14 protein-coding genes are annotated in these 15,115 nt (G+C 62.1%); 5 read left to right on the forward strand and 9 right to left on the reverse strand.

All coding sequences use genetic code 11. The features are described from left to right. Window positions 1-134 precede the first annotated feature (134 nt). From HB676_RS13185 to HB676_RS13205, 5 genes are all read right to left on the reverse strand, one after another. Window positions 135-2,555: an aerobic carbon-monoxide dehydrogenase large subunit gene (locus HB676_RS13185; protein WP_213738221.1), complete on the reverse strand. Its 2,421-nt coding sequence runs from the start codon at window positions 2,553-2,555 to the stop codon at window positions 135-137. Beyond that, a complete protein-coding gene (locus HB676_RS13190) occupies window positions 2,552-3,061 on the reverse strand; it encodes a (2Fe-2S)-binding protein (RefSeq protein ID WP_213738222.1) in 510 nt (169 codons plus the stop codon). The genes HB676_RS13185 and HB676_RS13190 overlap by 4 nt, the downstream gene beginning before the upstream one ends. A 14-nt stretch (window positions 3,062-3,075) precedes the next feature. After that, window positions 3,076-3,939, reverse strand: coding sequence for a xanthine dehydrogenase family protein subunit M (locus tag HB676_RS13195; RefSeq protein ID WP_213738223.1), 864 nt, complete (start codon window positions 3,937-3,939; stop codon window positions 3,076-3,078). 192 nt (window positions 3,940-4,131) lie between these two features. Then, on the reverse strand, window positions 4,132-5,358 hold the full coding sequence (locus HB676_RS13200) for an MHYT domain-containing protein (protein WP_213738224.1): 1,227 nt from the start codon (window positions 5,356-5,358) through the stop codon (window positions 4,132-4,134). A 121-nt stretch (window positions 5,359-5,479) separates the two neighbouring features. Further along, window positions 5,480-6,007 (reverse strand): 6,7-dimethyl-8-ribityllumazine synthase, encoded by a 528-nt coding sequence (locus HB676_RS13205; RefSeq protein WP_213738225.1) that lies wholly within the window; start codon window positions 6,005-6,007, stop codon window positions 5,480-5,482. A gap of 427 nt (window positions 6,008-6,434) precedes the next feature. On the opposite strand from HB676_RS13205, the gene HB676_RS13210 reads away from it, so the two are divergent. Further along, window positions 6,435-6,935, forward strand: coding sequence for a YbjN domain-containing protein (locus HB676_RS13210; RefSeq protein ID WP_213738226.1), 501 nt, complete (start codon window positions 6,435-6,437; stop codon window positions 6,933-6,935). Window positions 6,936-7,196: 261 nt separating this feature from the next. Next, on the forward strand, window positions 7,197-8,033 hold the full coding sequence (gene proC, locus HB676_RS13215) for a pyrroline-5-carboxylate reductase (protein ID WP_213738227.1): 837 nt from the start codon (window positions 7,197-7,199) through the stop codon (window positions 8,031-8,033). A 312-nt stretch (window positions 8,034-8,345) separates the two neighbouring features. Here proC and HB676_RS13220 read toward each other — a convergent pair whose 3' ends face one another. The 4 genes from HB676_RS13220 to HB676_RS13235 form a co-directional block, all read right to left on the reverse strand. Further along, complete coding sequence (locus HB676_RS13220; RefSeq protein ID WP_213738228.1) at window positions 8,346-8,741, reverse strand: thioesterase family protein; 396 nt, start codon at window positions 8,739-8,741, stop codon at window positions 8,346-8,348. Between the two features lie 135 nt (window positions 8,742-8,876). After that, window positions 8,877-9,080 (reverse strand): tautomerase family protein, encoded by a 204-nt coding sequence (locus tag HB676_RS13225; protein WP_213738229.1) that lies wholly within the window; start codon window positions 9,078-9,080, stop codon window positions 8,877-8,879. Window positions 9,081-9,278: 198 nt separating this feature from the next. Then, complete coding sequence (hisS, locus tag HB676_RS13230; protein ID WP_213738230.1) at window positions 9,279-10,874, reverse strand: histidine--tRNA ligase; 1,596 nt, start codon at window positions 10,872-10,874, stop codon at window positions 9,279-9,281. Window positions 10,875-11,067: 193 nt separating this feature from the next. Continuing rightward, the gene (locus HB676_RS13235; protein WP_213738231.1) at window positions 11,068-11,958 is read right to left on the reverse strand and encodes a branched-chain amino acid aminotransferase; all 891 of its coding nucleotides are present in this window, start codon (window positions 11,956-11,958) and stop codon (window positions 11,068-11,070) included. 304 nt (window positions 11,959-12,262) lie between these two features. On the opposite strand from HB676_RS13235, the gene HB676_RS13240 reads away from it, so the two are divergent. The 3 genes from HB676_RS13240 to HB676_RS13250 are packed head-to-tail and all read left to right on the forward strand — an operon-like array spanning window position 12,263 to window position 14,969. Next, the gene (locus HB676_RS13240) at window positions 12,263-12,817 is read left to right on the forward strand and encodes a MarR family winged helix-turn-helix transcriptional regulator (protein ID WP_213738232.1); all 555 of its coding nucleotides are present in this window, start codon (window positions 12,263-12,265) and stop codon (window positions 12,815-12,817) included. A gap of 2 nt (window positions 12,818-12,819) precedes the next feature. Beyond that, entirely contained in the window at window positions 12,820-13,542 is a 723-nt protein-coding gene (locus tag HB676_RS13245) for a response regulator (RefSeq protein WP_213738233.1), read from the forward strand. A gap of 38 nt (window positions 13,543-13,580) precedes the next feature. Beyond that, window positions 13,581-14,969, forward strand: coding sequence for an ATP-binding protein (locus tag HB676_RS13250; protein ID WP_213738234.1), 1,389 nt, complete (start codon window positions 13,581-13,583; stop codon window positions 14,967-14,969). Window positions 14,970-15,115 lie beyond the last annotated feature (146 nt).

Here is a 15,115-nt window from a genome sequence, read left to right on the forward strand (position 1 = left end):
GTCCTATGGACCCATGGTTCGGGACCTCAGTCCTCCGTCATTGCGAGGAGCGGAGCGACGAAGCAATCCAGTCTTTCTTTGATAAAAAGATGGATTGCTTCGCTGCGCTCGCAATGACAGTTGAGAGCATTACCTTACGCAAACACCCCCAGGTTCTTCGCTGCCTTCCAGTTGCGCCAATAGTCATGCGGCATCTGGATGTGGGTCGAGCCCAGGAACGAGAATGCATCGTTGACGGCATTGGAGAATGCCGGCACGCCGCCGACATTCGGGCTTTCGCCGACGCCCTTGGCGCCGATCGGGTGATGCGGCGACGGGGTGACGGTGAAGTCGGTTTCCCAATGCGGAGTCTCGACCGCGGTCGGCATGAAGAAATCCATGAACGAACCGGTGACGACATTGCCTTCGTCGTCGTAGCGGATCTCCTGGCCCATCGCGATCGCGAAGGCTTCGGTCAATCCGCCATGCACCTGACCTTCGATGATCATCGGATTGATGCGGGTGCCGCAATCGTCGAGCGCATAGAAACGCCGGACCTTGTAGACACCGGTATCGACATCGATGTTCATCACACAGATATAGGCGCCGAACGGATAGGTCATGTTGGGCGGATCGTAATAACTGACCGCCTCAAGGCCCGGCTCCATGCCCGGCGGCACCGAATTGTAGGCTGCCCAGCAGATATCCTTCATCGACATCGTCTTCTCCGGCAGGCCCTTGACCCGGAAACCGTCGATATCCCATTCAAGATCGCCTTCGTGGACCTCGAGCTTGTAGGCCGCGATCATCTGCGCCTTGGCCTTGATCTTGCGAGCGGCCATCGCGATGGCGGCGCCAGCCACCGGCGTCGAGCGGGAGCCGTAAGTGCCGAGACCGTAAGGCGCGGTATCGGTATTGCCTTCCTCGATCATGATATCGTCGGAGGGGATACCGATCTCGGTGGCGATGATCTGGGCCCAGGTGGTCTCGTGGCCCTGGCCCTGGCTCTTGGAGCCGACGCGCGCGATGCCGGCCCCGGTCGGGTGCATGCGGATTTCGCAGGAATCGAACATCGCAATGCCGAGGATGTCGCAATTCTTCGACGGGCCGGCGCCGACGATCTCGGTAAAGAACGACACGCCGAGACCCATGATCTCACGCGTCTCGCCGCGTTTGAAGGCGGCACGCTTTTCGGCCTGCTCCTTGCGCAGACCGGCATAATCGACCGACTCCATCATCTTGCGCATAGCAGTGTGATAATCGCCGGAATCATATTCCCAGCCGAGTGCCGAATGGTACGGAAACTGTTCCGGCTTGATGAAGTTCTTCAGCCGCAACTCGGCCGGATCCATCCCCAGCTTCTGCGCCAGGATGTCCATGCCACGCTCGATGCAATAGGCCGCCTCCGTCACCCGGAACGAGCAGCGATAGGCCACGCCGCCCGGCGCCTTGTTGGTGTAGATGCCGTCTACTGCCAGATGCGCGGTAGGAAAATCATACGAACCAGTCACGATGTTGAAGAAGCCGGCCGGCCATTTCGACGGATCGGCGCACGCATCAAAAGCGCCGTGATCGGCCAACACGTGAACACGCAAGCCGGTGACCTTGCCTTCTTTGGTCGCCGCGATCTCAGTGGTCATGTGATAGTCGCGCGCGAACGATGTCGCCGTGAGGTTTTCAATGCGGTCTTCGACCCACTTGACCGGTTTGCCGGTAACGATGCTGGCCACCGCCGCGCAGATATAGCCGGGATAGGCGCCGACCTTGTTGCCGAAACCGCCGCCGATGTCAGGCGCAATGACATGAATCTTGTGCTCGGGAATTTTCGCGATCAGCGCCACCACGGTGCGGATCACATGCGGCGCCTGGAAAGTGCCCCAGATCGTCAGCTCGCCCTTGATCTTGTCGAACGAGCACACGCACTGGCACGTCTCCAGCGGCGATGGATGGGTGCGATGATAAGAAATCATTTCCTTGATGGTGACATCCGCCTTCTTGAACGCGGCGTCGGTCAAATCCTTGTCGCCCACGGTCCATTCAAACACATGGTTGTGGTGCTTGCGCGGGCCGTGCGCGCCCGTGGTCTTGCCGGCGAGATCCTCGCGCAACACCGGGGCATCGGCATCCATCGCCTTGAACGGATCAACCAGCACCGGCAATGCTTCGTATTCGACCACCACCTTGTTGATGCCGTCATCGGCCGCATAGCGGTCGGTGGCCACCACGAAGGCGACTTCCTGATTCTGGAACAGCACCTTGCCGTCGGCCAGCACCATCTGCACATCGCCGGCCAAAGTCGGCATCCAAGCAAGGTTGACGGTCTTCAGCGTCTCGGCGGTGATCACGGCCAACACGCCCGGCACCTTCAGCGCCTCTTCCGAGTTGATCGACTTGACGCGCGCATGGGCGTGCGGCGAGCGAACGAAATCGCCATGCAGCATGCCGGGCAATTTGACATCGTCGACATAATTGCCTTTGCCTTGCGTGAAGCGGATGTCCTCGACCCGCTTGCGCTTGCAGCCCATGCCTTCGAGCTTGGCTTCGCGTTGTTCCCGCGTGGGAGTCATGTCGTTCATTCCGCAGCCTCCTGGAATTCCACGCCATTGATCTTGGCGGCGGCGTATTGAATCGCCCTCACGATGTTCTGGTAACCGGTGCAGCGGCAAAAATTGCCGGAAATGCCCATCCGGATCTCGGCCTCCGTCGGCGACGGATTTTCCTTGAGCAGGCGTTGCGCCCGCAGGATCATGCCGGGGGTACAGAAGCCGCATTGCAGGCCATGCATCATGCGAAAGCCTTCCTGCAACGCCGACAGCGAGCCGTCGGCGTTGGCCATGCCCTCGATGGTCATGATCTCGGCGCCCTCGGCCTGCACCGCGAACACCGTGCAGCTTTTCACCGACATGCCGTCGAGGTCGACGGTGCAGGCGCCGCAATGGGTGGTCTCGCAGCCGATATGGGTGCCGGTCATCTGCAGGTTTTCGCGGATGAAATGCACCAGCAACGTGCGCGGCTCGACGAGGCCTTCGACCTCTTCGCCGTTCACTTTCATGGTCACGTGAGTCTTCTGGGTCTTGGCCATGGTTGCTTCCTCTCTCAACTGGCGCGGGCCGCGGCGCGCGTCAGCGCCCGCGTCACCATGATGCCGCCGACATGCTTGCGGTATTCCGCCGGGCCGCGCGCGTCGGAGGCAGGCGACATGATGGCTTCGGCCGCGGCCGCAGCCTTTTTCAACGTGGCCTCGTCAAGGCTGGTGCCAATCACGATCTTGGCCGCATCGGTGGCGAGCAGCGGCGTTTCGTTCAGATTGGTCAGGCCGATCGTGCACGTCGCGACCTTGCCGCCCGCCATGGTCAGCACCACGGCGGCAGCGGCGGTGGCGTAATCGCCGATCTTGCGCTTGAGTTTCTCGTAGGCGTAGCCGTGCCCGGCCGCGGCCGCCGGAACCGAGATCGAGGTCAGGATTTCGCCGGGCTCAAGTGCGGTGAAGTAAGCGCCTTGATAGAAGTCGGATGCCGGCAGATCACGGGCGCCGCCGGGGCCTTCGAGCCGATAGCTGGCGCCCAGGGTCATCATCAGTGCCGGCATGTCGTTGCCGGGATCGCCATTGGCGACATTACCGCCGATGGTCCCGCGGTAGCGCACCTGCGGGTCGGCGATCAACAACGCGGTCTCGTGCAGGATCGGCAGCGATCTGGCTATTTCATCGGAGGCCAGCAGATCGTGCTGGGTGGTCATGGCTCCGATCACGATGCGGGTGCCGTCGCGACGGATACCCTTCAGCGCGTCGATGCCATGCAGATCGACCAGATGCTCCGGCGTCGCGAGCCGCAGCTTCATCATCGGGACCAGGCTGTGGCCGCCGGCCAGTGGCCGGGCATCGTCGCCCAATGTCGAGAGCAGCTTGACCGCATCGGCCAGGGTCACGGGCCGGTGGTAGCTGAACGGACCGGGAATCATGGTTTCCTCCTCCAAGCGTCTTTTGATTCATGCGTCTTTTTGAATTCAGACGTCGAAAGCAGGCTGTTCCCGGAATTTTTCGGAGGCAAGCGGACGGCGGCCGCGGGATCACGGGGTTGGAAAATTCGCACGAGTTGCGGACCGACGCGCACGAAATACGTCAGTCTTCGCGACCTAATCCGGCGATAACGCCTAGGCGTGAGGCCGCGCGAGACCCAGCCGGGCCTTGAGCTCGGCAATCTTGGCGCGACTCACGGGCACACGATGCGGCGACGGGCCATCGAGCTCGATTACCGCGCCGTCGCCTTCCTTGCGCACAAACGAGACGTGCGGGATCGCCACGATATGGCTGCGGTGCACCCGGACGAACAGGCTGGGATCGAGCTGGGCTTCGGCCTCCGAAATCGACCACGGACACATCCGCTCGCGGGTGCCGTCATGCACCCTTGTATAATGCGCATCGGCCCGGACGCTGCGGACATTGGCGGTGTCGATGAAGTGCGTTCCGTCGGCGCCCTCAAGCGGTAGCCTTGCCACGGGCGCAGGGCGCTGGGGCTGGCCTAATCCGCCCAATGGCGCTGAAACGATCCGCGGCGCTGCCGGACCGGCATGATCCCGCTGGGGGGAAACGACATCCACGGCCGCGGCATCGGTTTCAGGCGCAAGCGCGCCGGTCTCACCTGCGGAATCGCGTGCGCCGCGGCGGCGCGGTTCCGGCACCAGCGACAGCAGGAATCCGGCGGCGATCACAAAGCACAACACCGCCACGACGATCGAGAGAATCTGCTGCGATGCGGCAAGGCCGCTGACGCCGTGATGATGGCCCTCACCCGAAAGCGGTACGAAATGCCCACCGAACATCGCCGTATAATGCATGCCGGACACCGCGACCCCGAACGCGATCGAACTCGCGATCAGGCGAATACCATCCTGCCGGGCCAGAAATGCGCGCAGACCGCCATAGGCCGCGACGATCGCGACCAGCACCGACAGCAACACCATGGAATCGTCGTGCTCCATCGTGAAATTGCCCGACAGGCCATGCATCCCCACGTAATGCATGCTGGCGATACCCACGCCGAGCAAAATCGCCGAGGAAATAACGCGCCGCAACGATGGTTCGCCAATACTGACAAAGAACAGGGATATGCCCACCACCAGCGCGCAGATCAGAAACGAGATGATGGTCGGGAGAACGAGATAGACCGTATCCGCCGGGATCGGCGCGGCCAGCATGCCGATGAAATGCATGGTCCAGATGCCGACCGCGAGGAAGCCGGCCGCACCGGCCAGCAAGACGCGATGGCTCACGCCCGGCGTCCCGCGGATACGGGCCGCGAGGCCGAAGCCTGTGTAACCTCCCAAAATCGCGATCACCACCGAGAGCGCGACGAGATAGGGATCGTGTCCTTCGAACATGATCGTTTCGGCCGCCCGTCTCCACGGGCGTGCCGCCTCCCGTTGCCGACTTTACATGGTCAGCGACGGAAATGACAATCTATCGGACTATCCGATCGAAAGCTTGCGATCCTCGTCCCGGTTACACAATCCCCGCCGCGACCTGACCGCGCAGCCGTTCCAGGCTGAGCAACGTATTGGCGCAGGCTTTCGCGACTTCGACGCCCTTGGCCGCGAAATGCTTGCGGAAGAAATCGACATTGGCCTCGGTCTCGCTGAATTGTTTTGGCGTGACCACGGCCGAGAACACCGGAATTTCAGTTCGCAACTGCACGTCCATCAAGGCCTTGACCACGGTTTCGGCGACATACTCGTCGTCGATCACTAAACCGGCCGCGACGATCGCGGTGTAGCGCCGCGTCTTGGCGAGCAACTGAACGTGAAGCGGGATCTCGAATGAGCCCGGCACTTCGAACACATCGATCTGGGCGCGCGCGATGTGGCGGGCTTCGATCTCAGCCAGGAACGCAACGCGGCCTGCTTCCACGACCTCGGGATGCCAGGCCGATTGCACGAAAGCGACCCGCTGCGGCTTGGCAAAGCGTGGATGTTCCGTCGCGGCGGCCTGTCCGGCGGACTCTTTTACGGGTTCTTGCGGCGTCTCACTCATGGCGTACCTCGATCTGCGGGAACTATGCCGAAGCGCCGAGTTGCCAGCAAGCATGTTCCCTCATGGGAATGTGCATGGACCCCATGAGCCGGAGCCAGACTCCGGCCAAAGTCGCGACGCGGATTCGAATCCGAAAAAATTAACGATTAAGGCGTTCGCGTGAATCCGATTCCGGTTTGTTCTCATCGCGATCGTTAACGCGCAGGAAGAGCTGTGGACGATCCCGCTTTGCCTGTGGATGGACTCCCCGTGCCGTTGCGCCGATTCCGCAAATCACATCACTTCGTCCCGGCAAGCTCCGATATCGGCGGGCGCCGGACCATCGGGGAGTTGCAAACGGCAACGGCGCGCATGTCAGCGCGTGTCGCGCCGGCCGCGTGCGTACCACACTCGTATCCGAATTTTGTAAAGGCAAGGTCGAGACGGCATGTCCCTCCTCGAAGGCATAATCGATTCCCGGAACAATCCGCTCGCAGTGGTCGAGGATATCGCCGCCGATCATAATTGGGCGTTCGAGCGCTCCGGCGAAGATGAAGTGACGATCGTCTCCAAGGGCGACTGGACCGACTACCAGCTCTCCTTCACCTGGATGGGCGAGATCGAGGCGCTGCATCTGGCATGCGCCTTCGACATGAAGATTCCGCAAGCGCGCCGCGCCGAGGTGCAGCGGCTGATCGCGGCGATCAACGAGCAATTATGGGTCGGGCATTTCGATATCTGGACCCACAGCGGCATGATCATGTACCGGCAGGCGCTGGTGCTGCCGGGCGGCCTCACCGCCTCGGCCGCGCAATGCGAAACCATGCTGGTCAGCGCCATCCACGCCTGCGAGCGTTATTTTCCGGCGTATCAATTCGTGGTCTGGGCCGGCAAAACCGCGCCGGAAGCCATGAGCGCGGCGATGTTCGATACCGAGGGCGAGGCGTAGGGCTGTCTCGTTCGTCATGCGCGGGCTTGACCCGCGCATCCATCTGGAAAAGAGTCTTGCAAAGATGATGGATTGCCGGGTCAAGCCCGGCAATGATGAGTGTTGTCGTCCCGGCGAAAGCCGGGACCCATACCGCGTGATGCCCGAATTCAAGTAAGATGCTTGTCGCTCTTACCGCGCCTCACTAAAACTACGGTGGCTATGGGTCCCGGCCCCCGTGCGCAATTGCGCACTAGGCCGGGACGACGAGCGTAATTTGTGGTGATACCTGTGAAAAACGCCAGCAGCCTACAAAACATCCAGGACACCATCGTCCTCGCCGGCGCGGGGAAGATGGGCGGCGCGATGCTGGCGGGGTGGCTGGCGCAGGGCCTTGACGCCCGGCGCGTGACCGTCATCGAGCCGCATCCTTCCGATGACATCCACGCGCTCGCCGCCAAGGGCGTGCGCCTCAATCCCTCCGCCAAGGATATTGGCGCGGTCGCGACCCTCGTCGTGGCGCTGAAGCCGCAATCTTTCCGCGAGGCCGGGCCTGATTTAAAGCCATTTGCCGCGCCGGCCACGCTGGTGGTGTCGATCATGGCGGGAACCACCATCGCCTCGATCGAACAAGCCTGCGGCGGCAGCGTGGTGCGCGCGATGCCCAACACCCCGGCTGCGATCGGGCGCGGCATTACGGTCGCGGTGGCGTCGAAGAAAGTTAGCCCCACGCAGCGCACGATTGCTGATGCGCTGCTGCGCGCCACCGGATCGGTCGAATGGGTCGATGACGAAAAACTGATGGATGCAGTGACCGCCGTATCCGGCTCCGGCCCCGCCTATGTGTTCCTGCTCGCCGAGGAACTCGCGCGCGCCGGTGTCGAAGCCGGTTTACCGCTAGAGCTTGCGACCAGACTCGCACGCGAAACCGTGTCCGGCTCCGGCGAATTGCTGCATCGCTCAGAACTCGCATCGGCTACGCTGCGCCAGAATGTCACCTCGCCTGGCGGCACCACGGCGGCGGCACTCGAAGTGCTGATGGGACCGGATGGCATGCAGCCGCTGCTGACGCGCGCGGTTGCGGCGGCAACGCGGCGGTCGCAGGAACTGGCGAAGTAGGTTTCTGTCCTCATCCTGAGGAGCGGCCACTTGGCCGCGTCTCGAAGGATGGATGCACGGGCGGACTCGCGGCCATCCTTCGAGACGCGCGCAAGTGCGCGCTCCTCAGAGCCTGACTGATAATTGGCAGGAGCCACCGTGTGTGGCTTTAAGTACCGGTTCCCGCGCAACTTTAGAATCGATTAGCGTGTGGTTCTGAAATTTTAGAATCAAGATAAGCGAAGCCAGATCGACTGCCGCAGGACAAAAATGCCAAAGTGCGGCCGTCCTGCGAATTATGAGTCAGACTCTCAGGATGAGGACCGTCTTTATCTACCCCGCCGCCAGCCGCTTGTTGAACGCCTCGACATTGACAAGCCCGCGGGCATGGCGGCCCTCGCCGATGCGGCGCTTGTCGTCAAAGGCTTCGACCGCAAAACGGATCACCCGGCGTTCGACCGCGATGACGCGCGCAGTAGTCCGCACGGTCGCGCCGACCGGCGTTGCGGCGAGATGGCGGATATCGACTTCGGTGCCGACGGTGACCCAGCCCGGCTCGAGAAAAGCGCTGATGGCATCGGCCGACGCCATCTCCATTTCCAGGATCATCATCGGGGTCGCATAGACCATCGGCATATCAGGAACGAAATGCCCGACGGTGCGCTCCGGCGGCACCACCAGCAAGCGCTCGGCGCTCATGCCGATTGTGATGACGTCGCGTGCATCCATGGAGGATCCGATTTCAGTCGTCATTCCGGGATGGTCCGAAGGACCAGACCCGGAATCTCGAGATTCTCCGATGTGCAAATGCACATCGGAGTTCGTGCTTCGCACGCCCCGGAATGACGTTACTACTCGCCTGCCTTACTTCTTCGCGGCAGCGGCGCGCTCAACGAAAGTCTTGCCGCCCTTCATCTTGTGAGCCAGCGGCGCTTCGTTGATCTGGATCACAACGTTATCGGCATCGACGCCGAGGTTCTTCACCAGCGCCTGCGTGATGTCGCGCATCATGCCGGCCTTCTGTTCGTCGTTACGGCCGGCGGCCATGCTCACGGTAATTTCAGGCATTATTTTATCTCCCTTTTCTCTTGCTACGGCATCTCGCCGTTGACCTCATCCCTGCGTAACGGCTCCGCCGTTATCGCACGAGGAGCGGCCTCTTGGCCGCGTCTCGAAGGATGCCATATTGTCCCCATGGTTCGAGACGGCGCAACAGCCAAGTTTACGCAGGCTGCGTGTGTATGCCGCGCCTCCTCACCATGAGGATCAATTCCACTTCACCTCATGCCGCGCCAGCACTTCGCGTACCTTGGCGACCAGTTCGTCCTCACGGCACGAGAACTGCGCCGGCCGGGTCTCGCGCCATTCCTGGTTGGAGGCAATCGCGGCAGCCGCCTTGGCACCCTCGATCAGATCCTTGATCTGGACCTCGCCGCGCGATTTCTCGTCGCTGCCTTGAATGATCACGCAAGGCGAATGGCGCCGGTCGGCATATTTGAGCTGGTTGCCCATGTTCTTGGGATTGCCGAGATAAAGCTCGGCGCGGATTTTGGCGTCGCGCAGCACCGCGACCATCTTCTGGTAATCAGCGACACGGTCGCGATCGAACACGGTGACCACGACAGGACCAAACTCCGGCGTGGTATCGAGCTTGCCGAGCATCGTGAGCGCGGCCTGCAGGCGCGACACGCCGATCGAAAATCCGGTCGCCGGCACCGGCTCGCCGCGAAAGCGCGAGACCAAGCCGTCGTAACGCCCGCCGCCACCGACCGATCCGAAACGTACCGGGCGGCCTTTTTCGTCTTTGGTTTCGAGCAGGAGTTCCACCTCAAAGACTGGACCGGTATAGTATTCAAGACCGCGCACGACGCTTGTTGAGAGTTCAATACGATCTCTGTATCCCGCGCCGTCTACTAGATTCGCTATTTCTCGAAGCTCCTCGATCCCGGCAGACGATGTGGGATTCCTCCCCTGTGGCAAGTCTAGGAGATTCAAAAACAAGCCGTAGTCCTGAATGAGATAACCTTCCGCGTCCTTATGATATGTTGGTGTTGAATGACGTTGACGAACGTTGGTGTCGGTTGTGAAGTAGTCGATCACGGCATCTTGCTGGGCTTCAGTTAGATCAGCACCCTTAGCAAAATCACCCTTTCCCTCTTCTCCACCATCCCATCGACCCGAACCGAGCAACTTACGAATTTCCGATATCGAAAACTTATCTAGTTTGTCGATAGCCCGCAGCACAGTTAGCCGTCGCCCTGCGTTCTCGTCACCGCCAAGACCGATGTTCTCCAAAACCCCGTCGAATATCTTGCGATTGTTGACTTTCACCACATAGCTGCCACGCAGGATTCCCAGCGCTTCCATGGTGTCCGCGGCCATCATGCACATCTCGGCATCGGCAGCGGCGGCTGACTGACCGCCGGACGCAGTACCCACAGTATCGGCGTCGAACTGCATGAATTGCCGGAAGCGGCCGGGTCCCGGTTTTTCGTTGCGATAGACGTAGCCAAACCGATAACTGCGGTAGGGCAGCACCAGATTCTCGGTTCCGTACCGCTCCGCCACGTACCGCGCCAGCGGCGCGGTCAGGTCGTAACGCAAGCTGATCCACTGCTCGTCATCGTCCTGGAACGAGAACACGCCCTCATTGGGCCGGTCCTGATCCGGCAGGAATTTGCCGAGCGCGTCGGTGAACTCCATCGCCGGAGTTTCCACCGGCTCGAAGCCGTAGCGCTCATAGACTTCGCGGATTTTCTCGACCATCGCGCGCGTCGCCGCGATCTCGGCGGGACCGCGATCGGCGAGCCCCCGCGGCAGGCGGGCGCGCAATTTCTGGGGTTTTTTGGGTTTCTCGGCCATCGGCGGCGTTGGTACCAGCGCCGGCGCGATGCGGCAACCTTACTGACTTCCCTTCTCCCCTTGTGGGAAAAGGTGGCGCGCGCAGCGCGCCGGATGAGGGGTCTGTATCCGCGGACGCAGACCCCTCACCCGGCCGCGATGCTTCGCATCGCGGCCACCCTCTCCCACAAGGGGGAGAGGGGAAGAAAGTCCCTCACGCCGCCACGGCCCTGCCCTTCGGCTGCACCTCGGCGCTGTAGTCCGCCATCAACCGCTCCGAAATCGCGCCGGGCTTGAACTTCCACTGCGCGATTTCGGACACCGGCGTCACCTCAGCGGCGGTGCCGGTGATGAAGCACTCGCTGAACCCCGAAAGTTCCTCCGGCAGGATGCGGCGCTCGATTACCTCGATACCCCGGCGCCGGGCGAGGTCGATCACGGTGGCGCGGGTGATGCCGGCCAGGAAGCAATCGGCGATCGGGGTGTGGATTTTGCCGTCTTGAATAAAGAAGATGTTGGCGCCGGTGCATTCGGCGACGCGGCCCTGCCAATCCAGCATCATCGCATCGGCGTAGCCCGCGCGCTCGGCTCGGTGCTTGGAGATGGTGCAGATCATGTAGAGGCCGGCGGCCTTGGCCATCGCGGGGATCGTCTGCGGATCCGGCCGGCGGTAGTCGGCCAGGCCGATCCGGATTCCCTTCAGCTTTTCGGCCGGGTCGAAATAGCTCGGCCATTGCCAGGCCGCGACGGCCAGATGGATGGTATTGCTCTGCGCCGCCACGCCCATCATCTCCGAACCGCGCCACGCAATGGGGCGGACATAGGCGTCCGGCAGGTTGTTGGTATCGATCACAAGCTGCTTGGCGGCATCGATTTCGGCCACTGAATAAGGGATCTCGAAGTCGAGAATCTGCGCCGATTGCTTCAGCCGCTCGGAATGCTCCCGGCTCTTGAAGACGGTGCCACCATAGGCGCGCTCGCCCTCGAACACGGCGCTGGCGTAATGCAGTCCGTGGGTCAGCACATGGACGTTGGCAGCCGCCCACGGCACCAGTTTGCCATCGTACCAGATGACGCCATCGATTTTGTCGAACGAAACTCCCATGGGCTCTCTCCCGGATTGACGCTTTGCGCGCCGCGCGCCGTGGCGCTGTTGGTTGGGTCTGGCCCCGCCCCAGCCGGCCTAAAGGCCGGTTTCCCTGCCAGTACGGTCCTGAGGACCCGCTTTTGTGGAAGGCGGAAGTCCAGTATGTTTGCCGAGATGCTGCTCGACAGTTGCACAGTTGATTTGCGGCCCTTGCCGCCGGCTCAGGGCTTTCTCACCCTGTTTGGAATGTCGCCACGAATAAACGATCTAATATTTCGTCACGACTGGCAGTTTTGTAACATTGAACCCAAGATATGTCAATATGACTGACATAAATTTCTCGACGGCGCCCCCTGCTCCCGATTCGCAGGCTAGCGAGGCGCATGCGCCGAACCCCGGTTCGGCCGATTTGCGCTGGGACATCATCGAGCTGCTATTCTTCGCGTATCGGGATTTCGTCGGCGATGCCGACCACGAGCTCGAAGTGTTCGGATTCGGCCGCGCACATCACCGGGTGCTGCATTTCGTGTATCGTTATCCCGGGCTGAAGGTGGCCGATCTGCTCGACGTGCTGCGGATCACCAAGCAATCCCTCGGGCGGGTGCTCAAGCAGCTGCTCGATGAAGACTATATCGTCCAGAAGGCCGGCAATAACGACCGGCGGCAACGCCTGCTGTTCGCCACCGCCAAGGGTGAGGCGCTGGTCGCCAAGCTGGCGGGCCTGCAAACCGACCGGCTGAACCGGGCGCTGCGCGACATCGGACCTGATGGCGCCGATACCGTCCGCCAGTTTCTGCGCGCGATGATCGACCGCGACGATCCCGACAAGGTGCTGGAAACGATCTTCGGGGCCGGCACCGCAAAGGCAAAGGAATAATCGTGGCCCAGGCTGCAATTCTCGCTCGAACGCCACCGCGACCGGCCGATGATGCGCCGCATCTGCTGCTGGTCGATGACGACCGCCGTATCCGCGATCTGTTGTCGCGCTTTCTGTGCGGCGAAGGTTACCGCGTCACCACCGCGATGAGCGCGAGCGATGCGCGCGCCAAGCTGCTTGGCCTGCATTTCGACCTGTTGATCCTCGACGTCATGATGCCCGGCGAAACCGGATTCGACCTGGCGCGCTTCATCCGCACCTCCTCGTCGGTGCCGATCGTGATGCTGACTGCGCGCCATGAGGCCGAAAGCCGGATCGAAGGCCTGCAGATCGGCGCCGATGATTATGTCGCCAAGCCGTTCGAGCCGCGCGAGCTGGTGCTGCGGATCGGCAATATTCTCAAGCGAAGCGCACCGCCGCCGGTGGAGACGCTGGAGCAGACCGCATTCGGTCCCTACGTCTATCACCTGGAACGCGGCGAGCTTCGCCAGGGCGAGGAAACCATCCATCTCACCGACCGCGAACGCGACATGCTGCGCATGCTTGCGCTCGCGCGCGGCGAGACCGTGCCGCGCAACGCGCTGACCGGCGACGGCACCGTCAATGAGCGCGCGGTCGATGTGCAGATCAACCGCCTGCGGCGCAAGATCGAGCGCGATCCCGCCAATCCGCTGTTCCTGCAGGCCGTGCGCGGCATCGGCTACCGCCTGGTCGCGTCGCCCTGAATTGCCGCAAGTGTAACCCGTAGAGTGATTCCTGAACGATGAGCACGCTCGACACTGGCCTCACGCTGATCCGCACCGCTTCGCGGCGCGTATCCGCGGCCAATGGCTGGATGGGCAACGCGTTCAAGAGCTGGATGCCGACCGGGCTTTATGCCCGCGCGCTCTTGATCATGATCGTGCCGATGGTGGTGCTGCAGTCGGTGGTGGCGTTCGTGTTCATGGAACGGCACTGGAACACGGTGACGCGGCATCTGTCGGCAGCGGTGGTGCAGGATATCGCCAGTCTCATTGACGTCTACAAGGGCTATCCGCAGGACAAGGACCACACGCTGTTGCGACGGATCGCTCAGCAGCGGCTCGGGCTGGTGGTTGATTTTCTGGCGGTCGGCGACATGCCGCCGCCGGGCCCGAAACCATTTTTCTCGCTGCTCGACCAGACGCTGTCGGTGCAACTCGGCCGGCAAATCGCAAAACCGTTCTGGATCGATACCGTCGGCCGCTCCAATCTCGTCGAAATCCGCATCCAGCTCGACGACGCCGTGATGCGCATCTTCGCCCAGCGCAGCGCTGCCTACGCTTCCAATTCCGAGATCTTCCTGTTCTGGATGGTGGGCACGTCGTCGATCCTTCTGATCGTCGCGGTCCTGTTCCTGCGCAACCAGATCAAACCGATCCTGCGGTTGGCCGATGCCGCCGAGAGTTTCGGCAAAGGCCGCGAGGCGCTTAACTTCCGTCCCCGCGGCGCACGCGAAGTGCGCCGGGCCGCGCAGGCGTTCCTGGAGATGAAAGCGCGCATCGAGCGTTCGATCGAACAGCGCACCGCGATGCTGGCCGGCGTGTCGCACGATTTGCGCACCATTCTGACCCGCTTCAAGCTCGAACTGGCGCTGATCGGCGACAGTCCGGAAATCGACGGCATGCGAAAAGATGTCGACGAGATGGCCGGCATGCTCGAGGCGTATCTGGCTTTCGCGCGCGGCGACGGCGGTGAGCAGGCGCAGCCGACCGACATGACGCTGGCGTTGGAAGAGTTACGCAGCGACGCCGAACGTAACGGCCATACCGCGACCGTGTCGTTTCACGGCCTGCCGGTCGTGACGGTGAAGCCGGCTTCGTTCAAGCGCTGCCTCGGCAACCTCGTGTCCAACGCGGCGCGGCACGCCAATGCGATTTCGATCACCGGCCACCGCGATCACCGCTATCTGACCGTGACCATCGACGATGACGGGCCGGGCATACCACCTGACATGCGCGAGGAAGTGTTCAAGCCGTTCCTGCGGCTGGATGACGCCCGCAACCAGGATGAGGGCGGCACCGGCCTCGGCCTTGCGATCGCCCGCGACATTGCCCGCTCGCATGGCGGCGATATCACGCTTGGCGACAGCCCGATGGGCGGCCTTCGCGCTTCGGTGCGGGTGCCGGTGTAGCGTTTTGTTTCTCTCTCTCCCCGCAAGCGGCAGGGCTATCGCATATGACTTTCCGCCGCGGTAATCGCCTGGGGCCTCATGGTTCGAGACGCCTCGAAGACGAGGCTCCTCACCATGAGGGTTCAAGATTTAGCCGCGCAGAAAGT

Source organism: Bradyrhizobium sp. dw_411 (assembly GCF_018449695.1).
Lineage (GTDB): Bacteria > Pseudomonadota > Alphaproteobacteria > Rhizobiales > Xanthobacteraceae > Bradyrhizobium.